This window comes from Streptomyces sp. NPDC055632, from assembly GCF_053618675.1.
In genome coordinates this window covers 71729-95913 of sequence record NZ_JBSHHY010000025.1, presented here as the reverse complement: position 1 = coordinate 95913, position 24185 = coordinate 71729, and the positions used below count along the sequence as shown (strand labels likewise).

Annotated in this window: 25 protein-coding genes; 12 read left to right on the top strand and 13 right to left on the bottom strand. The window is 72.2% G+C overall.

From position 1 onward, the window contains the following. Positions 1–42: 42 nt before the first annotated feature. The 3 genes from ACWGSR_RS27290 to ACWGSR_RS27280 form a co-directional block, all read right to left on the bottom strand. On the bottom strand, positions 43–1458 hold the full coding sequence (locus tag ACWGSR_RS27290) for a cellulase family glycosylhydrolase (RefSeq protein WP_453569794.1): 1416 nt from the start codon (positions 1456–1458) through the stop codon (positions 43–45). Between the two features lie 94 nt (positions 1459–1552). Next, positions 1553–2518, bottom strand: a complete 966-nt coding sequence (locus tag ACWGSR_RS27285) for a zinc-binding dehydrogenase (protein WP_453569791.1) — start codon at positions 2516–2518, stop codon at positions 1553–1555. A gap of 314 nt (positions 2519–2832) precedes the next feature. Next, entirely contained in the window at positions 2833–4041 is a 1209-nt protein-coding gene (locus ACWGSR_RS27280; protein ID WP_366371838.1) for an NAD(P)-dependent malic enzyme, read from the bottom strand. Positions 4042–4578: 537 nt separating this feature from the next. Here ACWGSR_RS27280 and ACWGSR_RS27275 point away from each other — a divergent pair. From ACWGSR_RS27275 to ACWGSR_RS27265, 3 genes are read left to right on the top strand one after another with little or no spacing between them, the layout of a single operon-like run. Beyond that, the gene (locus tag ACWGSR_RS27275; RefSeq protein ID WP_376239404.1) at positions 4579–5547 is read left to right on the top strand and encodes an ABC transporter substrate-binding protein; all 969 of its coding nucleotides are present in this window, start codon (positions 4579–4581) and stop codon (positions 5545–5547) included. 29 nt (positions 5548–5576) lie between these two features. Beyond that, positions 5577–6527, top strand: coding sequence for an amino acid ABC transporter permease (locus tag ACWGSR_RS27270; RefSeq protein WP_453569786.1), 951 nt, complete (start codon positions 5577–5579; stop codon positions 6525–6527). Next, complete coding sequence (locus ACWGSR_RS27265) at positions 6524–7291, top strand: amino acid ABC transporter ATP-binding protein (protein WP_376239399.1); 768 nt, start codon at positions 6524–6526, stop codon at positions 7289–7291. Before ACWGSR_RS27270 ends, ACWGSR_RS27265 begins: the two co-directional genes overlap by 4 nt. 62 nt (positions 7292–7353) lie before the next feature. Here ACWGSR_RS27265 and ACWGSR_RS27260 read toward each other — a convergent pair whose 3' ends face one another. Then, the gene (locus ACWGSR_RS27260; RefSeq protein ID WP_453569783.1) at positions 7354–8103 is read right to left on the bottom strand and encodes a class I SAM-dependent methyltransferase; all 750 of its coding nucleotides are present in this window, start codon (positions 8101–8103) and stop codon (positions 7354–7356) included. Positions 8104–8197: 94 nt separating this feature from the next. Here ACWGSR_RS27260 and ACWGSR_RS27255 point away from each other — a divergent pair, with 94 nt between their 5' ends. Continuing rightward, on the top strand, positions 8198–8842 hold the full coding sequence (locus tag ACWGSR_RS27255) for a CGNR zinc finger domain-containing protein (protein WP_376239393.1): 645 nt from the start codon (positions 8198–8200) through the stop codon (positions 8840–8842). Here ACWGSR_RS27255 and sodX read toward each other — a convergent pair. Further along, entirely contained in the window at positions 8731–9180 is a 450-nt protein-coding gene (sodX, locus tag ACWGSR_RS27250; RefSeq protein ID WP_376239390.1) for a nickel-type superoxide dismutase maturation protease, read from the bottom strand. The genes ACWGSR_RS27255 and sodX overlap by 112 nt on opposite strands. Positions 9181–9354: 174 nt before the next feature. Between sodX and sodN the strand changes: the two genes are divergently transcribed. After that, a complete protein-coding gene (gene sodN, locus ACWGSR_RS27245) occupies positions 9355–9750 on the top strand; it encodes a superoxide dismutase, Ni (RefSeq protein WP_366371825.1) in 396 nt (131 codons plus the stop codon). A 154-nt stretch (positions 9751–9904) separates the two neighbouring features. On the opposite strand, the gene ACWGSR_RS27240 is transcribed toward sodN, so the two are convergent. Next, a complete protein-coding gene (locus tag ACWGSR_RS27240; protein ID WP_453569779.1) occupies positions 9905–10468 on the bottom strand; it encodes a hypothetical protein in 564 nt (187 codons plus the stop codon). 447 nt (positions 10469–10915) lie between these two features. Continuing rightward, positions 10916–11884, bottom strand: a complete 969-nt coding sequence (locus ACWGSR_RS27235; RefSeq protein WP_376239384.1) for a LysR family transcriptional regulator — start codon at positions 11882–11884, stop codon at positions 10916–10918. 185 nt (positions 11885–12069) lie between these two features. Between ACWGSR_RS27235 and snpA the strand changes: the two genes are divergently transcribed. Continuing rightward, positions 12070–12723 (top strand): snapalysin, encoded by a 654-nt coding sequence (gene snpA / locus ACWGSR_RS27230; protein ID WP_376239382.1) that lies wholly within the window; start codon positions 12070–12072, stop codon positions 12721–12723. Between the two features lie 85 nt (positions 12724–12808). Here snpA and ACWGSR_RS27225 read toward each other — a convergent pair whose 3' ends face one another. The 4 genes from ACWGSR_RS27225 to ACWGSR_RS27210 all read right to left on the bottom strand — a co-directional run bounded on the left by ACWGSR_RS27225 (position 12809) and on the right by ACWGSR_RS27210 (position 16724). Continuing rightward, the gene (locus tag ACWGSR_RS27225) at positions 12809–13222 is read right to left on the bottom strand and encodes a DUF6304 family protein (protein WP_376239379.1); all 414 of its coding nucleotides are present in this window, start codon (positions 13220–13222) and stop codon (positions 12809–12811) included. A 141-nt stretch (positions 13223–13363) separates the two neighbouring features. After that, entirely contained in the window at positions 13364–13945 is a 582-nt protein-coding gene (locus ACWGSR_RS27220) for a dihydrofolate reductase family protein (protein WP_453569774.1), read from the bottom strand. Positions 13946–14157: 212 nt separating this feature from the next. Next, positions 14158–15201: a family 2 encapsulin nanocompartment cargo protein polyprenyl transferase gene (locus tag ACWGSR_RS27215; protein ID WP_453569830.1), complete on the bottom strand. Its 1044-nt coding sequence runs from the start codon at positions 15199–15201 to the stop codon at positions 14158–14160. A gap of 107 nt (positions 15202–15308) precedes the next feature. Further along, a complete protein-coding gene (locus ACWGSR_RS27210) occupies positions 15309–16724 on the bottom strand; it encodes a family 2B encapsulin nanocompartment shell protein (protein ID WP_376239374.1) in 1416 nt (471 codons plus the stop codon). A gap of 254 nt (positions 16725–16978) precedes the next feature. Between ACWGSR_RS27210 and ACWGSR_RS27205 the strand changes: the two genes are divergently transcribed. Beyond that, a complete protein-coding gene (locus ACWGSR_RS27205; RefSeq protein WP_376239371.1) occupies positions 16979–17569 on the top strand; it encodes an N-acetylmuramoyl-L-alanine amidase in 591 nt (196 codons plus the stop codon). A gap of 96 nt (positions 17570–17665) precedes the next feature. Then, positions 17666–18586 (top strand): 1-aminocyclopropane-1-carboxylate deaminase/D-cysteine desulfhydrase, encoded by a 921-nt coding sequence (locus tag ACWGSR_RS27200; protein ID WP_453569770.1) that lies wholly within the window; start codon positions 17666–17668, stop codon positions 18584–18586. Here ACWGSR_RS27200 and ACWGSR_RS27195 read toward each other — a convergent pair. Then, complete coding sequence (locus ACWGSR_RS27195) at positions 18562–20160, bottom strand: Na+/H+ antiporter (RefSeq protein WP_453569767.1); 1599 nt, start codon at positions 20158–20160, stop codon at positions 18562–18564. The genes ACWGSR_RS27200 and ACWGSR_RS27195 overlap by 25 nt on opposite strands. 46 nt (positions 20161–20206) lie before the next feature. Between ACWGSR_RS27195 and ACWGSR_RS27190 the strand changes: the two genes are divergently transcribed. The 3 genes from ACWGSR_RS27190 to ACWGSR_RS27180 all read left to right on the top strand — a co-directional run bounded on the left by ACWGSR_RS27190 (position 20207) and on the right by ACWGSR_RS27180 (position 22192). Next, positions 20207–20467, top strand: a complete 261-nt coding sequence (locus tag ACWGSR_RS27190; protein ID WP_376239364.1) for a UBP-type zinc finger domain-containing protein — start codon at positions 20207–20209, stop codon at positions 20465–20467. Positions 20468–20741: 274 nt separating this feature from the next. Beyond that, positions 20742–21155, top strand: a complete 414-nt coding sequence (locus ACWGSR_RS27185) for an ATP-binding protein (RefSeq protein WP_019889334.1) — start codon at positions 20742–20744, stop codon at positions 21153–21155. Then, positions 21044–22192 carry an RNA polymerase sigma factor SigF gene (locus ACWGSR_RS27180; RefSeq protein WP_453569827.1) on the top strand — a complete coding sequence of 383 codons (1149 nt, stop codon included), beginning with the start codon at positions 21044–21046 and terminating at the stop codon, positions 22190–22192. The genes ACWGSR_RS27185 and ACWGSR_RS27180 overlap by 112 nt, the downstream gene beginning before the upstream one ends. Positions 22193–22323: 131 nt before the next feature. Here ACWGSR_RS27180 and ACWGSR_RS27175 read toward each other — a convergent pair whose 3' ends face one another. Continuing rightward, positions 22324–22788: a hypothetical protein gene (locus ACWGSR_RS27175; protein ID WP_453569763.1), complete on the bottom strand. Its 465-nt coding sequence runs from the start codon at positions 22786–22788 to the stop codon at positions 22324–22326. 128 nt (positions 22789–22916) lie between these two features. Between ACWGSR_RS27175 and ACWGSR_RS27170 the strand changes: the two genes are divergently transcribed. Then, positions 22917–23885: a diacylglycerol/lipid kinase family protein gene (locus ACWGSR_RS27170; RefSeq protein WP_453569760.1), complete on the top strand. Its 969-nt coding sequence runs from the start codon at positions 22917–22919 to the stop codon at positions 23883–23885. The last annotated feature ends 300 nt before the right edge of the window (positions 23886–24185 follow it).

Genomic DNA, 24185 nt, shown 5'->3' with positions numbered 1-24185 from the left:
TGAGCGGGAAGCGTGAGCGGAGGGACGGCGGGGCCGGGGGCGTCAGCGGCGGGTGACCGTGACCGTCACCCGGGCGTCCGGGGCCGCGAGGACCCAGGCCCTGCCGCGGTCCTTGCGGAGGACGAGGGCCGCGCCCCGGGCCGTCACCCGCCAGTCGCCGGGCGGCAGGGAGAGCTCGGTGACCCGGGAGCCCCGGCGCCCGGCGGCGTCGTACGCGAGGCGGTAGACCCCGGTCCCGGAGTCGTAGGCGGCGGAGCGGACCCGGCCCGCGACCGCCTCCGCGTACGGCTCGGCGGTCAGCTCCTTGTTGGTGCGGAAGGCGCCGGTGCCGTCGACCGCGCAGTAGCCGCCGCCGTAGCACCACACGTAGCCCGCCCAGCCGGAGCCGTAGCGGCCGAGGGAGGACATCGCGTCGCGGTAGAAGCGGTTCATCTGCGGCAGGGTGTTGTTGAGCGGCCCCCACTCCCCCACGACCACCGGCACCTCGTACTGCTCGGGGTAGAGGGTGACGGCCCGCTCGTAGCTCTCGATCCAGCCGGCGGCGGGGTCGTAGTCGGCGCCCGCCTCCATGCCGGTGTTGTAGAAGTGCGGGGCGTAGACGACCTTCGGGTCGTGGATCCGTCCGAGCCCGGTGGGCACGCCCTCGCCGACGACGGGGGTCGGCTCGACGAAGATCCAGGCGTCCCGGTCGACCGAGCGGACGGCGTCGGCGAGCCGGTTGTAGAGCGGGGTGAGCTGGTCCCGTTCGATGCGCCGGGCCGCCGTCGCCAGGTCCTCGCCCTCCCGGACCTCTCCCATCGGCTCGTTGATCAGGTCGTAGCCGAGGACGGCCGGGTGGTCGTCGAAGCGGTCGGCGAGGACCCGCCACATGCGGGCCTGGGCGCGCCGCAGGTCCTCGTCCTCGTACAGATGGGTGAAGGCCCGCTGGACGGCGGGCTCGAAGTACTCGGAGAACCAGTCGTCGGGGCGCGGGGTGAAGGGCAGCCCGTCGGTCCTGGTCGCCCACTCGGGGATGCCCCGGTGGCCGAACGCGGGCCCGAAGACGTCCTGGTGGGCGTCGAGGAGGACCTTGACGTCGTGCTTCTCCGCCCAGTCCAGGATCCGTTCGATCTTGCGCAGATAGCCCTGGCTGTACCGGCCGGGCCGGGGCTCCAGGTCGTCCCAGAAGACCAGGAGGCGGGCGAAGTTGAAGCCCTTGGCCCGCATGTCGCGGAAGTGCTTCTCGGTGACGGCGGAGAGGGCGGCGTCGCCCCGGTTCGCCTTGTCCTCGACGTTCCAGCCGCGCAGGGTGAGGGCGCGGCCGTGCGCGTCGGTGAGGACGGGGATGCCGTCGCCGACCGTGCGTCCGGCTCCGGCTCCGGCTCCGGCTCCGGTCTCGGCGCGGGCGGCTGTCGGGACGAGCAGCGCGGCGACGGCGGCGCTCGCGAGGAGAGTGGTTCGCCAGGTGGTTCGCGGCATGGAGGACCTCCGGCACGACGGTGTGTTCGGGGTGCGCGTGCCGGAGATCCCATCAGTACTACTGACGAGTCATCAAGAGCTCGTCGGAAGATCTTCAGGAGGTCGTCAGGACGACCTTTCCGAAGAGGTCGCCCGCGGCCATCTTCTCGAAGCCCTCCCGCGCCCGGTCGAGCGGCAGGACGTCGTCGATGACCGGGCGGAGGCCGGTGGCCGCGCAGAAGGACAGCAGGTCCTCCAGCTCGTCCTTGGAACCCATCGTGGAGCCGACGACCTTCAGCTCCAGGAAGAAGATCCGGGTCAGCTCGGCGTGCGAGGGGCGGTCGCCGCTGGTGGCGCCCGAGATGACGAGCGTGCCGCCCGGCCGCAGCGACTTGACCGAGTGGGACCAGGTCGCGGCGCCGACGGTCTCGATGACGGCGTCCACCCGCTGCGGGAGCCGCGCCCCCGCCTCGTACGCCTCGACGGCGCCGAGCTCGACGGCCCGCTTGCGCTTCTCCTCGTCGCGGCTGGTGGCGAAGACCCGCAGGCCGGCCGCCTTGCCGAGGGCGATCGCGGCGGTGGCCACGCCGCCGCCCGCGCCCTGCACGAGGACCGAGTCACCGGGCCGCACGCCGGCGTTGGTGAAGAGCATGCGGTAGGCGGTCAGCCAGGCGGTGGGCAGGCAGGCGGCCTCCTCGAAGGAGAGCTCCTTCGGCTTGGGCAGCACGTTCCAGCGGGGCACGGTGACCCGCTCGGCGAAGGTGCCCTGGTAGCGCTCGGTGAGGATGGACCGGGGCTCGTCCGGGCCGACGCCGTGACCCGTCTGGCCGATCACGGAGTGCAGGACGACCTCGTTGCCGTCCTCGTCGATCCCGGCGGCGTCGCAGCCGAGGATCATCGGCAGCTTCTCCTCGGGCAGGCCCACCCCGCGCAGCGACCACAGGTCGTGGTGGTTGAGGGAGGCGGCCTTGACGGTGACGGTGGTCCATCCGGCCTGTGCCTCGGGTTCGGGGCGTTCGCCCAACTCAAGGCCGTTCAGCGGCTGGTCACGGTCGATTCGGGCGGCGTAGGCAGCGAACATGGCCCCGACCCTAGGGCGCGCGGGCGGGCGGGGGAACCACACCCCGGTGTGACCCGTGTCGCCCGGCGGCCCCGGGCGCCGGAACCTTCCCCCGTACGGGCCCGCCCGGGACACCGTGGCCGGTCCCCCGCACGGGCCCGCCCGGGACACCGTGGCCGCGCCCCCCGTACGGGCCCACCCGGGACGCCGTGGCCGCCCCCGTACGGCCCGCCGGGAGGCCGGCGCCCGTCCCGTACGAGCCGGAGCGCCCCGTAACGCCGAAGGGCCCCGTCCCGGCGTACAGGACAGGGCCCTTCGGGCGTACCGGCGGCGCGTCAGCGGCGGGCGACGCCCTCGGCGCGGGCGGCGGCGGCGACCGCGGCCGTGACGGCCGGGGCGACCCGCTCGTCGAACGGCGACGGGATCACGTAGTCGGCGGCGAGCTGGTCGCCGACCACGTCCGCGAGCGCGTTCGCCGCGGCGATCTTCATGCCCTCGGTGATCCGGGAGGCCCGGACCTGGAGCGCGCCGGCGAAGATGCCGGGGAACGCGAGGACGTTGTTGATCTGGTTCGGGTAGTCCGAACGGCCGGTCGCCACGACGGCCGCGTACTTGTGCGCGACGTCGGGGTGGACCTCGGGGTTCGGGTTGGCCATGGCGAACACGAAGGCGTTCGGGGCCATGGAGGCGACGGCCGCCTCGGGGACCGTGCCGCCGGAGACGCCGATGAAGACGTCGGCGCCGGCGAGGGCGTCCTCCAGGGAGCCGGTCAGGCCCGCCTTGTTGGTGATCTCCGCGAGCTCGCGCTTGACGTCCGTGAGGTCGCCGCGGTCGCGGCTGACGATGCCCTTGCGGTCGGCGACGGCGACGTCGCCGAGGCCGGCCTCCAGGAGGAACTTCGCGATGGCGACACCGGCCGCGCCGGCGCCGGAGATGACCGCGCGCAGGTTGCCGAGGTTCCGGTCGGTCAGCTTCGCCGCGTTGCGCAGGGCCGCCAGGGTGACGATGGCGGTGCCGTGCTGGTCGTCGTGGAAGACCGGGATGTCGAGGCGCTCCTGGAGCCTGCGCTCGATCTCGAAGCACCGCGGGGCCGAGATGTCCTCCAGGTTCACGCCGCCGAAGGAGGGGGCGAGCCGGACGACGGTCTCGATGATCTCGTCGGTGTCGGTGGTGGCGAGGGCGATCGGGACCGCGTCCACGCCGCCGAACTGCTTGAAGAGGATGGCCTTCCCCTCCATGACCGGGAGGGAGGCCTCCGGGCCGATGTCGCCGAGGCCGAGCACCGCGGTGCCGTCGGTCACGACCGCGACGACCTGGGACTTCCAGGTGTAGTCGTTGACCAGCTCGGGCTGCTCGGCGATCGCGGTGCACACCTTGGCGACGCCGGGGGTGTACGCGAGGGACAGGTCGTCCTTGTCCCGGAGGGGAACGGTGGCCTGCACGGCCATCTTGCCGCCCCGGTGGAGGGCGAAGACAGGATCGAAGGGCTCCTCGGGAGCCTCCGTACCGCTGTCGTTGCGAGGGTTGACGATCTCCGCTGCCATTGGGTTGACCCCTTGAGTCTGTTTCATTTGAGGGTGGCCGCTCCCGGTTGAGGAGGGGTGGGGAGGCACCGCGGCCGCCTTGTCGGGCAGCCGCTCGGGCACGCCGCACAACGCGCCCTGAGCCCCGGATGAGGGGTGTAAGGATCCTTCTTACCGGACGGACGGCACCGCAGACGAGTCCATAACCGTTCGGTGACACGACTCATACCGAGAGCATCCGGGCACGTACGGGTGATGACACGTCACACGATGTCCGTATAGGTGCCCAGGGCACCCGATTGGCGGCCTTGGTGTCGTCCGAATGGCGAGATCAACCGGAGATTTTTCGGTGGCGTGGAAGGTATTCCGCAGAAGGTCCGGCCTTGATGGAGCGTTCTGTCGTGATTCGAGGGTCACCCGTTACCCGATTTTGACATCCGTGGCCGTCGGTTTGAGGCAGTCCGAATGGCAAGATGCCGTAATCACACGAGGCCGCGACACTCGAAGATGCGTACGTGGCCACCTGGCATCTCCCTGATACGCCGGAGGAACCCGACCATGACCGCACGCTCCACGCGCTGTACGACCGCCGCCAAGACCCGCACCTCCCGTCTTGCCGCGGTCGCCGCCATCGCGGTCGCCGGCTCCATGCTGCTGACCGCCTGTGGCGACCAGACCGAGGGCGGCTCCTCCGGGGGCACCTCGCCCTCGCAGAAGCCCGCCTCCAACGCGCCGCTCTTCTCGAAGCTCCCGGCCGACATCCAGAAGTCCGGCGTCATCAAGGTCGGCACGGACGCCTCGTACGCCCCGATGGAGTTCACCGAGGGCGGCAAGATCGTCGGCGTCGACCCCGACATCGCGCAGGCCCTGAGCAAGCAGCTCGGTGTGAAGCTGGAGTTCGTCTCGGGCACCTTCGACGGCCTGATCACCTCGATCTACAGCGGTCGCCAGGACCTGATCATGTCCTCGATGACGGACAACAAGAAGCGCCAGGAGGGCCTGGACGACAACGGGAAGAAGATCGGCAAGGGCATCGACTTCGTCGACTACTTCAGCTCCGGCGTCTCCCTCCTGGTCAAGAAGGGCAACCCGCAGGGCATCAACTCCCTCGACGACCTCTGCGGCAAGACCGTGGCCGTCCAGCGCGGCACGATCTACGAGGACACCTTCAAGGCGCAGGCCACCAAGTGCGGCGACAAGAAGCTGACCATCCAGGCCTTCGACACCGACGCCGAGGCCCAGACCCGCGTCAAGGCCGGCGGCGCGGTCGCCGACCTGAACGACTACCCGGTGGCCGCGTACATCGCGAAGACCTCGGGCGGCGGCAACGACTTCGAGGTCGTCGGCAGCCAGAGCGACGTCGGCCTCTTCGGCATCGGCGTCTCCAAGGACAAGCCCCAGCTGCGCGACGCCGTCAAGGAAGCGCTCGACGCCATCATCAAGGACGGCACCTACGCCGAGGCCCTGAAGAAGTGGGACGTCGAGGACAGCGCGGTCAAGTCGGCCACCGTCAACGCCGGCAAGTGACCTCGTCGCACCACTGAAGGGCAGTCGTCATGACTGACAAGATCCACAAGGACCCGGCCGCCGCTCCGGCCGGGTCCGGCCCCTCGGGGTCCAACCCGTACGAGGCGATCAAGGCCGTCCCCGTGCGGCACTACGGCCGCTGGGTCAGCGCCGTGGTGGTCGTGGCCCTCCTCGGCTGGCTGGTCTACGCCTTCTCCCAGGGCAACGTCATCTGGGACACGGTGTGGGACAAGGTGTTCGACCCGTCGATCATCAGCGGCCTGTGGAACACCATCATCATCAGCGTCGTCTCGATGGCGCTCGGCCTCGTCCTCGGCATCCTCTTCGCCGTGATGCGGCTCTCCAAGAACCCGGTCACCGGCGCGGTGGCCTGGCTCTACATCTGGTTCTTCCGCGGCACGCCGGTCTACGTGCAGCTGCTCGTCTGGTTCAACCTGTCGCTGATCTTCCAGTACATCGACCTCGGGCCGATCTACAAGAACGAGACCGTGGACGTCATGACGCCGTTCATGGTGGCCCTGCTCGGCCTCGGCCTGAACGAGGGCGCCTACATGGCGGAGATCGTCCGGGCCGGCATCCAGTCGGTCGACGAGGGCCAGACCGAGGCGGCGCACGCGCTCGGCATGTCCCAGACGAAGACCATGGGCCGGATCGTCCTCCCGCAGGCCATGCGGGTGATCGTGCCGCCGACGGGCAACGAGTTCATCAACATGCTGAAGACCTCGTCGCTGGTCTCGGCCGTGCAGTACACCGAACTCCTGCGGGCCTCGTCGAACATCGGCAGCACGGCCGGCGCCGTGATGGAGATGCTCTTCGTCGCCTCCATCTGGTACCTGGCGCTGACCAGCGTGTTCAGCGTGGGGCAGTACTACCTGGAGCGTCGCTTCTCCCGCGGTTCGACCCGCAACCTGCCGCCGACCCCCTGGCAGCGGATCAAGGCGAACCTGAGCACGTTCAAGCGCCCGGAGGTGTCCCGATGACCGGCGAGCCCATGGTCAAGGCAGAAGGCGTCCACAAGTCCTACGGCGCCGCCCACATCCTCCGGGGCATCGACCTGGAGGTCCGCAACGGCGAGGTCTTCTGCCTGGTCGGTCCGTCCGGCTCCGGCAAGTCGACCTTCCTGCGGTGCATCAACCACCTGGAGCGCATCGACGCCGGCCGGCTCTCGGTCGACGGGCACCTGGTGGGCTACCGCCAGAAGGGCGACAAGCTCTACGAGCTGAAGGACAGCGAGGTCGCGCTCCAGCGCCGCGACATCGGCATGGTCTTCCAGCGCTTCAACCTCTTCCCGCACATGACGGCCCTGGGCAACGTCATGGAGGCGCCCATCCAGGTGAAGGGCGAGTCGAAGGCGGTGGCGCGCGAGCGCGCCGAGCGCCTGCTCGACCGGGTCGGCCTGCGGGACAAGATGGGGAACTACCCCTCGCAGCTCTCCGGCGGCCAGCAGCAGCGCGTGGCCATCGCCCGCGCGCTGGCGATGGAGCCGAAGCTGATGCTCTTCGACGAGCCCACCTCGGCGCTCGACCCGGAGCTGGTGGGCGACGTCCTCGACGTCATGCGGGACCTGGCCGAGTCGGGCATGACGATGGTCGTCGTCACGCACGAGATGGGCTTCGCCCGCGAGGTCGGCGACTCGCTGGTCTTCATGGACGGCGGCGTGGTGGTCGAGTCGGGCAACCCGCGCGACGTCCTGGGCAACCCGCAGCACGACCGGACGAAGGCGTTCCTGTCCAAGGTGCTGTAGGGCGCACGGGAAGGGGCGGTACGGGATCTCCCGTACCGCCCCTTCGTCCGTCTCCGTCCCGGCTACTTCACGGCGAGGAGCAGGGTGTCGGAGGGTGAGGCCCAGACGGTCCGGGCCTCGCCGAAGCCGGCGGCGCGGAGGGTGTCGGCGTGCCAGCGCGGGGAGGGCATGTCGCCGTCGGCGTGCTCGCCGTAGATCTCGAAGCGGCGGGCGGTGGGTCCGGCGAGGACGGGGTCCTTCGCGGCGAGGGCCCACCAGTCGGCCCAGTCGAGGACCCCGGCGGCCTTCTCGCGGTCCATCCGGGCGTGCCGCCGGGCCCGCTCGGCGGCGTTGATGCGGGGCGTGGCCTCGTCGATCATGTGGTCGGCGTTCATGAGGACGCCGCCGTCCCGGACGAGCCCGGCGAGCTGCCCGTAGAGGGCGGCGAGGGGCTCGGCGTGGAGCCAGTGCAGGGCGGTGGCGGTGAGGACGGCGTCGTACGCGTCGTACGGCAGGTCCGCGGTCCACGCGGGGTCCTTGAGGTCGGCGGTCACGAAGGCGACGCGCCCGTCCCCGGCGAAGTGTCCCTCGGCGATGGCGAGGAGGGCCGGGTCGAGGTCGACACCGGTGCTGGTCGCCTCCGGGAACCTCTTGAGGAGCCGATCCGTGATACTTCCCGTACCGCACGCGAGGTCGAGGACGCGGGGCTTCGGCCCCACCAGCGCCTCGACCATGTCGAGCATCACGCGGAACCGCTCCTCGCGGTCCGGCATGTACCACTCCTGCTGACGGTCCCAGCTCTGCTGCCAGCCCGCCCAGTCGGTTCCGGTCATCGCCGCGCCCTCCCCACTTCGTAATACCCTCGAAGGGGAAACAGCCGTTACCCCCTTCGACCGAGACACTAGCCCGCCGAAGTAAGGACTACAAGTGGAACTGGCCCATTACTCGGATTTCGCCGTGCGTCTGGTCAACACCGAGGAGCCGGCCCGCGGCAAGGACTCCCTCACCTCCGTCGAGGTGGTGCGGGACCTCTTCGGCTCGGCCTCCCAGATGGCCCGGCGGGTCACCGAGGCGGACGTGCCGCGCTTCCGCGCGATCCGGACCCGGCTGCGGGCGGTCTTCACGGCGGCCGACGAGGGCGACCACACGGGGGCGGTGGACCTCCTGAACTCCCTGCTCCTGGAGTTCCCGGTCAGCCCCCAGATCTCGGGCCACGACTTCCTCGACGAGGCGGGGCGGCCCCGCTGGCACATGCACCTCGCGGACCACTCCTCGAACGCGACCACGGGGTACGCGGCCATCTGCGCGATGGGGCTGGCCTTCCACCTGACCGAGTTCGGCGCGGACCGGCTGGGCCTGTGCCAGGCGCCGCCGTGCCGCAACGCCTACCTGGACACCTCCACCAACCGCTCCCGGCGCTACTGCTCGGACCGCTGCGCGACCCGCGCGAACGTGGCCGCCTACCGGGCCCGCAAGCGCCTGGAGGCGGAGCGCACGGACCGCGCCGACCGCGACCTCACCGGCCTGACCGCCGAGAACAGCCAGGAGAGCACCACTCCGGCCGACCGCTGACGCCCCGGCGTCACGGGCCGGTACCGCGCCCGCACCCGCCCGAGCACGAGTTCGGGCGGTACGGCTCCGAAGACCCGGCTGTCCCCCTCGGCGTCCCGGTTGTCGCCGAGCACCCACCAGCCGCCGTCGCGTCGCTCGATCAGACGCTTCACGACGAGCAGGTCCTGCTGGAGCGGATGGCGCAGCACGGCCACGTTCCCGGGCCGGAGCCGGCCGCCGTAGTGCACGAGCAGCCGGTCGCCGTGCAGCAGCGTGGGCACCATCGACACGCCCGTCACCTCGGCGATCCCGAACGGAGGACCGGCCTCCCCCGCCCGTTCCCGCCCCGACCCGCTCATCCGGCACCTCCAGATCCGCCCGCGCGCGGGCCCTCCGACCCGCTCGTCCACTCGTACACGAGTCCCATGGTGACCCTGGACTTTTGACCTAAGCCCCAGGGGGCGCCCGCGAAAACGCCCTTCTCACCGAGTAATGTCCCACCTGAGAAGACGATCACGAGGAAGGACGGCTCAATGCTCTCCCGCCTGTTTGCCCCCAAGGTGAAGGTCAGCGCCCACTGCGACCTCCCGTGCGGCGTGTACGACCCGGCCCAGGCCCGTATCGAGGCCGAGTCCGTCAAGGCTGTCCAGGAGAAGTACCAGGCCAACGAGGACCCGCACTTCCGGGCCCGCGCCACGGTCATCAAGGAGCAGCGCGCGGAGCTCGCCAAGCACCACGTCTCGGTGCTCTGGAGCGACTACTTCAAGGCCCCGCACTTCGAGAAGTACCCGCAGCTCAACCAGCTGGTCAACGACACCCTGAAGGCCCTCTCGGCCGCCAAGGCGTCGACGGACCCGAAGACGGGCGAGGCGGCGCTGGAGCTCATCGCCGAGATCGACCGGATCTTCTGGGAGACGAAGAAGGCCTGATCCTCGATCAAGCCGCTCGACCCGCGATTTCTCCGATCGCCCGGTCGACCTGTCCGCACCCGGACCGCCGGGGCGCCGAGCACGGCGTCCCCGGCGGTCCGGGTGCGGTCTTTTTCCCCGGCCGCAGGTGCGCGCGCGGAGGGGCGGCCCGTCCTCAGGAGTGGTTCCACTCCTCCCCGGGCAGCGAGTGCCACAGGTCGAGCCAGTCGGGGAGCAGGAAGAGGGGCCGGGTCAGGACGGCGTCGCCGGCCCGCTGGGACCGGATCGCCAGGCCGAGGTCGGCGAAGACCGGATCGGCGGCGGGGCTGTACGTCAGGCTGCCGGGCCGCGGTGCCGTGCGGTGGACGAGCCAGTCCTCCACCCGGGAGGGCGCGCAGCCGGTCAGCGGAGCCGCGTCCAGCCTCACCTGGGGTCCGACGAGGGCGTCCACGGCGACGCACCCCAGGCGGCCGTTCCGGAAGAGGGCCCTGATCCCGCTCCTCGTGAAGTCGGCGAAGTCGGCGAAGTCGGCGAAGTCGAGCCGCCGCACCTCGCCGTGACGGGAGGAGGCCGAGACGGCCGGTCGTTCGCCGAGGGCACCGGCGATCTCCTCCAGGGCCATCCCGAAGTGCAGGGGCCCGACTCCCACGTAGGGCGTGAACGTCCACTCGGCGCGCTCCTCCTCCCGGGCGATCCGCCACGCGCCGCGGTGCCCCGCCCCGCTCCCCGGGGCGGCCACGGGCGGCTCGGGCGCCGGTCCGTGCGGAGCCGGGGGCGCTGTCCGGCTCCCACGCCGACGGCCGAACCGTTCCGGGGCCGCGGTGTCCTCGGGCAGCTCCGCCGGCCGGCCGGCGGATCGCCTCCCCCTGCCCCTCCGCGAACGGGTCGTCCGCCGGGTCGCGCGCCCGGCCCAGGGCCGCGCGGCGCTCCTCCTCCGCGGCGACGAGACCGGTGACGTCCTCGCCCCAGGCCGCCAGCCGCTCCCGGGCGATCCACCGGTGGTACGAGTCCGCGCTCACGGCCAGGACCGCGCGGACGGCGGGCGCGTACCGGGGTGCGGACGGAGCGAGGGCCGCCACCGGCCACAGGTCGAAGCCGTCGGCGGGGTGGACCTCCAGGACGGGGTGCAGGGCGATCATCCGGAGAGTATGCGGCAGTCGTGCCGGGGAGTTTCGGGTCCCGGCGCTCACACCGGTGCCGGACACGGCCCCACCGACACCTCCGCCGCCGCCCCCTGGCTCCGTAACCACTCGCGGTACGGGGCCGCGCGCAGGGCCGCCTCGCGGTAGGCGGCGGCGAGTTCCGCGTAGAGGGTGTCCAGCGGGGCGCCCGGCCGCGCGTACAGGAGGAGGCGGACGGCCAGGGGGTCGCCGCGCAGGGGCCGGATGGCCATGTCCTCGCGCGGGCCCGAGGTCGGCTGGCAGGGCGCGACGGCCTCGCCGAGGGCGATGAGCGAGGCGGCCGTGTGGTAGTCGCCGTGCAGCAGCGGCGGATCGATTCCGGCGGCGTGCAGGACCCTGCGCAGGCCGTCCCATTCGCCGTCGACGGTCGGGTCGACCATCCAGTGGTCGTCGGCGAGGTCGGTGAGGTCCACGACGGGCCGGGCGGCGGCCGGGTGGTCGCGGGCCATGGAGACGAACTGCGGTTCGCGGGCGACCAGGACCCGTCCCGTGAGCCCCTCGGGAACCTGTAGCGGGCAGCCCTCCACCTCGTGCACGAAGGCCACGTCGAGCTGGCCGGCGGCGACCATGCGGAGCAGCGCGTGGGCGGAGACGTCCACCCGCAGGCCGACCTCGGTGCCGGGCAGCCGCTGGCGGAGCCGGCGGAGCCAGCCGGGGAGCGCCCGGCTGGCGGTGGAGCCGACGCGGAGGCCGGACCCTTCGGCGCGGGCGGCCGCGGCCCGGGTCTCGGTGACGAGCGCGGCCATGTCGGCGACCAGGGGGCGGGCCCGGCTGAGCAGCGAGCGGCCGAGCGGGGTGGGGCGGCAGCCGGTGCGGCCGCGCGAGAAGAGTTCGGCGCCCAGGGAGTTCTCGATCCGGCGCAGCTGGGTGGTCAACGAGGGCTGGCTCATGCCCAGTTGACGTGCCGCCTTGTGCAGGCTGCCCGCGTCCGCGATGGCGCAGAGCGCGCGCAGATGTCTCACCTCCAGCTCCATGCCCCGAGGGTAGGGCGGCTCCCTGAGTCGCACCAGATACCCGGAACCCCTCGATCACCTTTCATTCCAAGGTCGTTGACGGGCGAAGGAGGGGTGATGCGGTGGGGCTATCGGGGGTTGGCATCATCCCCACGCGCCCCGGCTCCCTCCAGACTCTCCCCAACCCCACACAGGAGGAGCCCCCCATGCTTCGTTCCAAGGTCCTCACCTCCGCACTGACCGCCGCCCTCGGCGTCGGTCTCGCCGCCTCCCTCGGCGCGTCGCCGGCCGTCGCCGCGCCCGACGACCGGGCCGTGTCCCGCGCCGACGCCACGGTGGCGTACGCCGGTTCGGCCGCGGAGGCCAAGGCCAACCAGGCCTTCTTCGACGCCGTCGTGAAGTCGGTGGCGAAGAAGCGCGCCGCCGCCCCCGGCGCGGCCGCCGTCACCGTCGTCTACAGCGCCTCCAACGCGCCGAGCTTCCGCACCCAGATCGCCCGCTCGACCCAGATATGGAACAGCTCGGTGGTGAACGTCCGGCTCGTCGAGGGCAGCAACCCCGACTTCCGCTACTACGAGGGGAACGACTCCCGCGGCTCGTACGCCAGCACCGACGGCCACGGCGGCGGCTACATCTTCCTCGACTACCGGCAGAACCAGCAGTACGACTCGACCCGGGTGACCGCCCACGAGACCGGGCACGTCCTCGGGCTCCCGGACCGCTACAGCGGCCCGTGCAGCGAGCTGATGTCGGGCGGCGGCCCCGGCACGTCCTGCCGGAACGCCCAGCCGAACGCGCAGGAGCGTGCGCGCGTCGACCAGCTGTGGCGCTACGGCCTCGCCTCGGCCTTCAAGAACTGACGCGGCAGGGGTAGTACGAGTACGACGGCGGCGTCCCTCCCCGGGCGCCGCCGTCCTCGTCGCCGTTCCCGGGCCTTTCGGCCCGTCAGGCCGGCTGGAGGAGGCCGCGGCCGAAGTCCGCGCCGGGCGGCAGCTGGCGGCGGACCCGGTCGAGGGCCCCCTCGAAGTCGCCTCCCGCGACGCACGCCTCGAAGGCGGCGCCGCCGTAGTGCAGCGCGAGGCTGAGGTCGGACCGCTCGCCGAGCGTCAGCAGACAGCTCAGCGTGGCCTGCTGGGAGGCGCCGTCCACGACGACGGGGAGCGGCAGGTCCCACTCCAGGACGCAGCCGGTGAGGGTCTGCCCGTCGGCGGCGGCGAGCGCGGCGAAGCTCTCGCCCGCGTACTCGGTGCCCCTGATCCGGACGGCGACGTGCCGCCCGTCGGCCGTGATGGCGATCGCTTCCGCGCCGCTGCGGTCCCGGTACCAGCCGGTCCAGACTTCCGTCGACTCCGATGACATGCGCGGACTGTAGCGGTACGAACGGCTCCGCCGCGCGTCCGGCCACCCCGTGGCCGGACTTCTCCCGATCTCGTCGTTCTTGCCGGTCACGTGCGGTGTCGCGGCTTCCGCCCCTCGTGCTCCTCGTGACCGCCGCCCGCGCTACCGCTTCCTGGAGTACCGGCGGACGAGCACGCCGTTGTCGAAGGCGCGCACGTCGTCGAGTTCGAAGTCCCGGGGCTCGAAGCCGGCGCCGAACATCGGCATGCCGCTGCCGTACACCTGCGGGTAGGTCTTGATGATCAGTTCGTCGATCTCTTCGACGAGTTCGCCGGCGACGGTGGAGCCGCCGCAGAGCCAGATGTCCAACGGGCTCTCCTCGGCCTTGAGTTCGCGGACGCGGCCGACGAGGTCGCCGGAGATCAGCTCGACGTTCGGGTGGGGCGACTCGGCCAGGGAGCGGGTGGCGACGAGTTCGCGCAGGTGGTTGTAGGGGCTGGTGACGCCGATGTCCAGGGCGAGCCGGTACGACCCCATCCCCTGGATCACGGTGTCGAAGCGCTGGTCGGGGTTGTCGATGCCGAGGGTTTCCCGGCCCTGGGTGGGGATCGTCTCGGGGTATTCGGTGTTCATCCACCGGAGGTACGCCTCGTCCACGTACTTGTACATGGAGGCGGCGTCGCCCTCGGGGTCGCCTATGAAGCCGTCGATGGTGCAGGCGATGTAGTACGTGAGCTTGCGCAAACCGGTTCTCTTTCGTTCGGGGAAGTTCCGGAAGCGGACCACGTCCGCAACCACGTCAGCCATAGTGCTCTGCTTGTAGTGGTTACGCAAGCCTTTTCGTCGACGCCCATGGGCTCGGCCGTGCCCGGCTACGTGTTCGGTACGGACGGAGCCCCGCGCGGCGGGGGATCCGGACCGTCCCCGGACGTGACCGCCCCGGCCCGGGACGGGGTTCAGCGCGTGCGTCGGGTGACGAACTCCGCCAGGGCCAGCAGGTCCCCCGCGTCCGCCAGGTCCGGGACCGCCTGCGCCAGGTGCTCGACGGCGCGGCCCATCCGCTCGGCCGCCTGGGCCTGTGCCCAGTCGCGTCCGCCGGCCCGCTCCACCGCGTCCGCCGCCGCCCGCACCCCCGCGGCGTCGAGGACCGGACGGGAGTACAGCTCGACTAGCTCCTCCCCCGCCGGGGTCCCGGAGGTGAGCGCCGCCACCACGGGCAGGGACTTCTTGCGGGCGGCCAGGTCGGCACCGGCCGGCTTCCCCGTGCGCTCCGGGTCCCCCCAGATGCCGATCAGGTCGTCGATGAGCTGGAAGGCGAGCCCCGCCTCCCGGCCGAAGGCGTCCATCGCCGCGACCTCCTCCTCGCCCGCGCCGGCGTAGAGCGCGCCGAGGGCGCAGGCGCAGCCGAGCAGCGCGCCGGTCTTGGCGGTGGCCATGGCCGTGCACTCGTCGAGGGAGACCTCGCGCGGGCCGCGCCGCTCGAAGGCGCAGTCCGCCTGCTGTCCCGCGCAGAGCTCGATGACGCAGGCGGCGAGGCGCGCGGAGGCGGCCGCCGAGGCGGGGTGCGGGTCCTCGGCGAGCAGCCGCAGGGCGAGCGCGCTCATCGCGTCGCCCGCCATCAGCGCGTCCGGGATGCCGAAGACCGTCCAGGCGGTGGGCCGGTGGCGCCGGGTCGGGTCCCCGTCGACGATGTCGTCGTGGAGCAGGGTGAAGTTGTGCGCGAGCTCCACCGCGGCGGCGGCCTTCACGGCCCGGGCCTCCTCGGCGCCGAGCGCGCGGGCCGCGGCGAGGACGAGGGCGGGCCGGATGGCCTTGCCCGCCTGCTCGGCGGCCGGGGAGCCGTCGGCGTGCTCCCAGCCGAAGTGGTACATCGCCACCCGGCGTATGGACCCGGGCAGGGTCTCGACGGTCGAGCGGAGTTGGGGTTGGACGGCCGTACGCGTCCGGTCCAGGAGCGCCACGGCCCCCTGGCCCTCGGTGACGGCATCCGCGCTGGTCATGGTCACGGTCACTTCCTTCGCGTCCTTCGCGGCGGTCGTCCGCCGCGGCGGGCCGGGAACGCCCGGGGGCGGGAGGGTCCACTCCCCCGCCCCCGGACGCCGCCGGTTCAGCGCCAGCGGCTGACCTCGACGTTCTCCAGGACGCCGAGCGCGTCCGGGACGAGGACTGCGGCCGAGTAGTAGGCGGTGACCAGGTAGGAGATGATCGCCTGCTCGTCGATGCCCATGAAGCGGACGGAGAGGCTGGGCTCGATCTCGTCGGGGATGCCGGTCTGGTGCAGACCGATCACGCCCTGGTCGGCCTCGCCGGTGCGCATGCAGATGATCGAGGTGGTGCGGGCGTCCGAGACCGGGATCTTGTTGCACGGGTAGATCGGGACGCCGCGCCAGGTCGGGATGCGGTTGCCGTTGACGTCGATGGTCTCGGGGACCAGACCGCGCTTGTTGAGCTCGCGGCCGAAGGCGGCGATGGCGCGCGGGTGGGCGAGGAACATCTTGGAGCCCCGGCGGCGGGAGAGCAGCTCGTCCATGTCGTCCGGGCCGGGGGCGCCGTCGTGGGGCTGGATCCGCTGCTCGTAGTCGCAGTTGGAGAGGAGGCCGAACTCCTTGTTGTTGACGAGCTCGTACTCCTGGCGCTCGCGGAGCGCCTCGACCGTGAGCCGCAACTGCTGCTCGGTCTGGTTCATCGGCTGGTTGTAGAGGTCGGCGACGCGGCTGTGGACCTTCAGCACGGTCTGGGCGACGCTCAGCTCGTACTCGCGGGGCGAGGCGTCGTAGTCGACGTACGTGTGCGGGACGACGGCCTCGCCGACGTGGCCGGCGGAGAGGTCGATGGCGGCCTCGCCGTACTTGTTGGTGCGCTGCTCGGGCAGGGCGGCGACGGCCGCGAGGTGGGTGGCGAGCGAGCCGGCCCGGTCCGCGAGGTTCCGCACGTCGGCCCGGGTGAGCTCCAGGACCGTGCAGGCGGTGGCGGCCCGGGCGCTCCACTCCCAGGTGGCGTCCTCGCGGATCAGGGAGGACTCGCCGAGGTAGGCGCCGTCGGCGAGGACGCCGAGGACGGCCTCGTCGCCGTAGGGCCCCTCGCCGATCTGCTCGATCCGGCCGTGGGCGAGGAGGTACACCCGGTCGGCGGGGGCGCCCGAGACGGCGATGGTCTCGCCCGCCGCGTACTCCCGCTGGGTGCAGCGGGACGCGAGCTCGGACAGCGCCTCCTCGTCCTCGTAGCCGCGCAGGGCGGGGAGTTCGCCGAGTTCGGCGGGGATCACCGCGACGCGCTCGCCCGTCTGGACGAAGGTGACGCGCCCGTCCCCCACGGAGTAGCTGAGCCTCCGGTTCACCCGGTACGTGCCGCCCTGCACCTGGACCCACGGCAGCGTCCGCAGCAGCCACCGGGAGGTGATCTCCTGCATCTGCGGGGCCGACTTGGTGGTCGTGGCGAGGTTCCGCGCGGCGGCGGTGCCGAGACTCTGCTGCGGCGCCTGCTGCTCCGCGAGGACCTCGTCGCCAACCGAACCTACGGACATGGAACTCCCTCTCGTATGACTGAGTTGCGGGAGAAGCCTTTCAGTACGCACCGTGTCCGCGCCATTACACAATCGAGTGGGACTGTTCGAAGATCTTCGGGGCATGTCACCGGTTTTTCCATCCGGACGGTGGAGCCCCGGCGACCCCTTCGGCCCCCTGTCCGGATCGGCTCGCACACGGTCCGAACGGATGGCGGCGGAGCGGCGGACTCCGGTACTCCGGAAGCCCACCCGTCCTCCGGAAGGAGTCAGCCATGGCTGCGCCCATGTCCGCGAACAGGTTCCTCACCGCGCTGCGCGACGAGGGCCTGGAGGTCGTCCAGGTCGGCGACTGGTCCACCCACAACCGCAACCACAAGGGCCCCTGGGGTCCGGTGCACGGCGTGATGATCCACCACACCGTGACCCGGGGCACCGCCGGCACCGTCCGCGTCTGCCGGGACGGCTACGCGGGCCTGCCGGGGCCGCTCTGCCACGGCGTGATCGCCAAGGACGGCACGGTCCACCTCGTCGGCCACGGGCGCGCCAACCACGCCGGGCTCGGCGACGACGAGGTGCTCCGGGCGGTCATCGCCGAGCGGCGCCTGCCACGGGACGACGAGGCCACCACGGACGGCAACCGGCACTTCTACGGCTTCGAGTGCGAGAACCTCGGGGACGGCGTGGACCCGTGGCCGAAGGTCCAGCTGGAGGCCATCGCGAAGGCGGCCGCGGCCGTGTGCCGGGTGCACGGCTGGACCCACCGGTCGGTCATCGGCCACCTGGAGTGGCAGCCGGGGAAGTCGGACCCCAGAGGCTTCACGATGGCCTCCATGCGGGAGCGGATCGCCGAGCGGATGCGGTAGCCGGAGCCGGGCACCGGGGCCACCGGGGCTTCCGGGGCTTCCGGGGCTTCCGGGGCTTCCGGGGCTTCCGGGGCTTCCGGGCGACACAATGGTCCCGTGAACGCGTTCGACCTCTCCCGGCTGCGGCCCCGGCTCCCCTCACCCCTGGAACCGGTGGAGGACAAACGTTTCGCCCGGCGGGGCCTCACGCTGCTCCTGAAGCGCGAGGACCTCATCCACCCCGACCTGCCGGGCAACAAGTGGCGCAAGCTCGTGCTCAACCTGGAGGCGGCGGCCGGGCGGCCCGTGCTCACCTTCGGCGGGGCGTACTCCAACCACCTGCGGGCGACGGCGGCCGCGGGCCGGCTGCTCGGCTTCCCCACGGTCGGGGTGGTCCGGGGCGACGAGCTGGCCGGCCGGCCGCTCAACCCGTCCCTCGCGCGGTGCGCGGCGGACGGGATGCGCCTGGAGTTCGTGGACCGGGCCACGTACCGCGCGAAGAAAGACCCCGCCGTCCTCGCCGCGCTCCTGGAGCGTGCCCCCGCGGGCGCGTACGTGGTCCCGGAGGGCGGCAGCAACGCGCTCGCCGTGCACGGCTGCGCCGAGCTGGGCCGGGAGCTCGCGGGGGCGGCGGACGCGGTCGCCGTCGCCTGCGGCACGGGCGGCACCCTGGCGGGCCTCGCGGCCGGTCTCGCCCCCGGGCAGCGGGCCCTCGGCTTCCCGGTCCTCAAGGGGGGCTTCCTGGGCGGGGAGGTCCGGGCCCTCCAGGAGGCGGCGTACGGCGGTCCGCGCGGCGACTGGTCCCTGGACGAGCGCTTCCACGGCGGCGGCTACGCGCGCGTGTCCCCGGCTCTGGAGGCGTTCACACGGGATTTCGAGGAACGGCATGAACTCGCCATCGAGCGACTATATGTGGCCAAAATGCTGCACGGCCTCGTGACCCTGGCGGAGGAGGGCGCGTTCCCCAAAGGCAGCCGGATCGCGGCGGTGGTCACGGGCGCCCCGGACGGGGTTCAGCCGTCCGTCTCCTCGCGGTAGGCGGCCGCCTCCTCCAGGTCGAGGCGGCGGAGCAGGGTGCGCATCATCTCGTCGTCGATCCGGCGCTCGTCGCGCAGCCGCACGAAGACCTCCCGCTCGGCGTCGATCATCTCGCGCGAGAGGCGCCGGTAGGTGTCGTCGGCGGTCTCCCCGGTGGCCTCGTCGACCGCTCCGAGCCGCTCCCAGACCGCGTTGCGGCGCCGGTCGAGGACGGTGCGCAGCCGGTCGGCGAGGGGCTGCGGCAGGGTGTTGCGCCCGTCCGCGAGGAGGGCGTCGAGGCGCTCCTCGGCGGCCCGCGAGGCCTCGCTCTGGGCCTGCGCCTCGGCCAGCGTCTCGGCGTACCGGTCGCGGCCGGGCAGCTTCAGGAGCCGGATGAGGGGCGGCAGGGTGAGGCCCTGCACCACCAGGGTGCCGATCACGGTGGTGAAGGTGAGGAAGAGGACGAGGTTGCGGGCCGGGAACTCCTCGCCGTCGGCGACCACGGGGATGGAGAAGGCGATGGCGAGCGAGACCACTCCGCGCATGCCGGCCCAGCCGACGACGAGCGGCGCCCGCCAGTCCACCCCCGGCTCCCGCTCCCGGACGCGGGCGGAGAGCCACCGGGGCAGGAAGGTCGCCGGGTAGACCCAGACGAAGCGGACGAGGACGACGGCGACGAAGACGCCGACCGCGTACCCGGCGGCCTCGCCGACGCCGTACCGGCCGAGCCCCTGGACGACGTAAGGGAGTTGGAGGCCGATCAGGGCGAAGACGGCGGATTCGAGGATGAAGGCCACCATCTTCCAGACGGCCTCGTCCTGGAGCCGCGTCGCGAAGTCGACCTGCCAGGCGCGGTGGCCGAGGAAGAGGCCGACCACGACGACGGCGAGGACCCCGGAGGCGCCGACCTCCTCGGCCGCCGCGTAGGCGACGAAGGGGATGAGGAGCGAGAGGATGCTCCGGAGCAGGGAGTCCCGCAGGTGGACGCGGAGCCAGTGGATGGGGACCATCAGGACCAGGCCGACGCCGACGCCGCCGACGGCCGCGAGCGCGAACTCCCCGATCCCGCCGGCCCAGCTGACGCCCTCGCCGACGGCCGCCGCGAGGGCGACCTTGTAGGCGGTGATCGCGGTGGCGTCGTTCACCAGGGACTCGCCCTGGAGGATCGTGGTGATCCGGTTCGGCAGGCCCAGCTTGCGGGCGATGGCGGTGGCGGCGACCGCGTCCGGCGGGGCGATCACCGCGCCGAGCACGAGGGCGGCGGTGAGCGGCAGGTCGGGCACGAGGACGTACGCGAGCCAGCCGACGGCCACGGTGGCGAAGAGGACGTACCCGACGGAGAGCAGGGCGACCGGCCGGACGTTGGCCCGCAGGTCGAGGTAGGAGGACTCGACGGCGGCCGTGTAGAGGAGCGGGGGCAGGATCAGCGGCAGCACCACGTGCGGGTCGAGCGTGTAGTCGGGGACGCCCGGGACGTACGAGGCGGCGAGGCCGGCGGCGACCAGGAGCAGCGGGGCGGGCACCGGGGTCCGGCGGGCCGCCCCCGCGATCGCGGCGCTCGCCGCCACCAGTCCCACCAGTTGCAGTGCGTCCATGCCCGTCCCCGCCCGCCCTCTCGTCCCGCAACGTAACCTGGCCATCATGAGCGAGTGCCCGCACCTTGCCGAACTGCCGCGCCCCGAGCCGGCCCCGCTGTCCGACACCTGCCCCGAGTGCCTGGCGGACGGCACGCATCCGGTCCAGCTCCGGCTCTGCCTGGCCTGCGGGCACGTGGGGTGCTGCGACTCCTCGGCGGGGCGGCACGCGACGGCGCACTTCTCCTCGACCGGGCACCCGGTGATGCGGACCTTCGAGCCGGGCGAGCGGTGGCGCTGGTGCTTCGTGGACGGGGCGATCGTCTGACGGTTCGGCGTCTGGCGGTTCGACGGGCTCCCGCTTGGGTACGTCACCCCTCCGCCGGTCGCTCGGTTCCGTTGTCCACAGACCTCCGCACACCTTCCGCACCCATGGGCCTACCATGGGTGACGGGTCGTGGCGGGGCCGGGGAACGCACGGCGACACGGCGGGACGGATCGCGATAGCGTCACGGCGGACTGCGCAGCCCCCTGCGTACCGCCCGGTTCGGGGGCCTCTCCCCCCGGGCCCCGAATGAGTTTGTGCCACCTTGGAGGTGAGGGTGTCCCAGATCGCAGGCGAGCCCGGGACCCAGGACTTCGTGGAAGTCCGGCTGCCCGCTGCGGGTGCCTATCTGTCCGTGCTGCGTACGGCCACGGCCGGCCTCGCGGCGCGCTTGGACTTCACCCTCGACGAGATCGAGGACTTGCGGATCGCGGTCGACGAGGCCTGCGCCATCCTGCTCCAGCAGGCCGTGCCGGGGTCCGTCCTCAGCTGCGTCTTCCGGCTGGTTGACGACTCGCTGGACGTGACGGTCTCCGCCCCGACGACGGACGGCCGCGCTCCCGAACGGGACACCTTCGCCTGGACGGTGCTGTCGGCGCTGGCCGGGAAGGTCGAGTCGTCGGTGGCCGACGACCGCACGGTCTCGATCAGCCTGTACAAACAGCGCGGCGCGGGGCCAGGCCCGGCGTGAGGAGCGGGGACGCGACGGCCGGCCTCCCCGGGCAGAAGGCGCGGCCGCATGAGGGCGCTACGGAGCGGGCGGACCAGATGAGCGAGCACGAGCAGCAGCACGAGGGTGCCGGGGCACCGGGCGCCCCCGAGGCCCCTGCCGTCCCCGCGGCCCTCGCGGGTCCCGAGGGCCCCGCGGAGGCTTCCGGAGTCCCGAAGCCCGGGGACGAGGGTGCGGCCGGGGCCGGGGCGCCGGAGGACGGCGGGGCCGACGAGGCGCCGGAGGTCCCCGCCGTCCCCGCCCCGCACGACCGGAGCGGCGCCCGCGCCCTCTTCGTCGAGCTGCGCGAGCTGCCGGAGGGCTCCCCCGAGAAGGCGGAGCTGCGCAACCGGCTGGTGCGGATGCACCTGCCGCTGGTGGAGCACCTGGCCCGGCGCTTCCGCAACCGCGGCGAGCCGCTGGACGACCTGACGCAGGTGGCGACGATCGGCCTGATCAAGTCGGTGGACCGGTTCGACCCGGAGCGCGGGGTCGAGTTCTCGACGTACGCGACCCCGACGGTCGTCGGCGAGATCAAGCGCCACTTCCGGGACAAGGGCTGGGCGGTACGGGTGCCCCGCCGGCTCCAGGAGCTGCGGCTCTCGCTGACCACGGCGACGGCGGAGCTCTCCCAGCAGCACGGCCGCTCCCCTACGGTGCACGAGCTGGCCGAGCGGCTGGGGATCTCGGAGGAGGAGGTCCTGGAGGGGCTGGAGTCGGCGAACGCCTACTCGACGCTCTCCCTGGACGTCCCCGACACCGACGACGAGTCGCCGGCGGTGGCGGACACGCTGGGCGCGGAGGACGAGGCCCTGGAGGGGGTCGAGTACCGCGAGTCGCTCAAGCCGCTCCTGGAGGACCTGCCGCCCCGGGAGAAGCGGATCCTGCTGCTGCGCTTCTTCGGGAACATGACCCAGTCGCAGATCGCGCAGGAGGTCGGCATCTCGCAGATGCACGTCTCCCGGCTGCTCGCCCGGACGCTCGCGCAGCTGCGGGAGAAGCTGCTGGTGGAGGAGTAGCACCTCCTGGCGGAAAAGGTAGGACTGCTGGCGGAGGAGCAGAACTCCTGACAGAGGAGTAGGACTCGCCGCTATCCATTCACAGCGTTCACAGAGTGCCGCTGTTCACAGGGGGCCGCACGGGGCGCCGCTCACGGGGTGTCCTGGCCGGGGCGCCGGATGCCGAGCGCCTCGGTCGTGGCCGGGCTCACCAGGAGGACGAGCCCGGTGACGGCCAGGACGCCGAGGACGGCGCCCGCCGGGATCATCGCGCTGTTCGCCTGGAGCATCTGCCAGGCGACCGGCAGGGCCAGGATCTGGGTGATGACGGCCGGGCCGCGGCTCCAGGAGCGGCGCAGCCACAGGCCGCGGGCGGCGGCGAGCGGGATCAGGCCGAGCGCGACGAGCGTCACGGCGCCCGTCACCGCGCCGGTGAGGTCGTCGGGCGTTCCGGTCAGGGCCCTCACCAGCATGTACATGCCCCCGGCGACGAGGCCGAGCGCCTCGACACCGGCCACGGCCGCCGCGGCGGCGAGACGGGCGGGGCGGGGGGTGTGCTCCGGGTCGCCGACGGGGGTCTCCGCACCGCCGGCGGGGGTCTGCTCCGTACTGCTCATGGAAGGCAGGGTAGCGGGGGCGCCGCCGGGACCGGCGGGGCCGGGTGCCGACGGGCGGGCTCTCGCGGGAGAGTCCGCCGGACGGACCGGGCTGGGCCGGGTACCGCCGGGTAGGTACGCTGGCGACCATGCGCGCACTTCTCGTGGTCAACCCGGCAGCCACCACCACCAGTGCCCGCACCCGTGACGTCCTCATCCACGCGCTGGCCAGCGAGATGAAGCTGGAGGCGATCACCACCGAGTACCGCGGACACGCGCGTGACCTGGGCCGGCGGGCCGCCGACTCCGGGAACGTCGACCTGGTCGTGGCCCTCGGCGGGGACGGCACGGTCAACGAGGTGGTCAACGGACTGCTGCACGGCGGACCCGATCCGGACCGGCTGCCGAGCCTCGCGGTCGTGCCCGGCGGGTCGACCAACGTCTTCGCCCGCGCGCTCGGACTGCCGAACGACGCCGTGGAGGCGACCGGCGCCCTGCTCGACGCGCTGCGTGAGGAGCGGACACGGACGGTGAGCCTCGGGCTCGCCTCCGGGGCGCCGGGCACGGAGGACGAGTCCGTGCCGTCCCGCTGGTTCACCTTCTGCGCCGGCCTCGGTTTCGACGCGAGCGTCATCGGCCGGGTCGAACAGCAGCGGGAGCGCGGGAAGAGATCCACGCACGCCCTCTATCTGCGCCAGGTGGTGCGCCAGTTCCTGGGGGAGACGAACCGCCGGCACGGCACGATCAGCCTGGAGCGCCCCGGCGAGGAGCCGGTCGAGGACCTGGTCCTCTCCATAATCTGCAACACCTCTCCCTGGACCTACCTGGGCAATCGCCCGGTGTACGCGTCCCCCGAGGCCTCCTTCGAAACAGCGCTGGACGTGCTCGGGCTGAGGCGTCTCTCTACCCCCGCCGTCGCCCGGTATGCCACCCAGTTGCTCACTTCGTCCCCGGAGCGCGGGCCCCGCGGCAAGCACGCGGTCTCCCTGCACGACCTGACCGACTTCACCTTGCATTCGAAGGTCCCCCTCCCCCTCCAGATGGACGGAGACCACCTCGGACTGCGTACGAGCGTGGCGTTCACAGGCGTTCGCCGTGCACTGCGTGTGATTGTGTGAGTGGAAGGGCCCAAAGTCCTTTCACTCGAACGTTTAGGCGCGTATCCACCCCTAAGAAGTACGGCTGTGACCTAGCCGACACCGAGGAATCAAAAAAAACTTTCCGGAAGGGGTTGTATCCGCTGCCGAGGTTTGCGAGTCTCTTCTTGGCGATCGGGACGGCCCGCAAGACCGGCCTCCACTGAGAGCCAGAACCCCTCCTCAGTCCAAGGACCACACCAGTTCATCTGGCAGTCGGCCCTTCCCTTGCGGGGGGATTCGTGAAAGCGTTCACATTCACAAGCAACCTGCACGTAATAC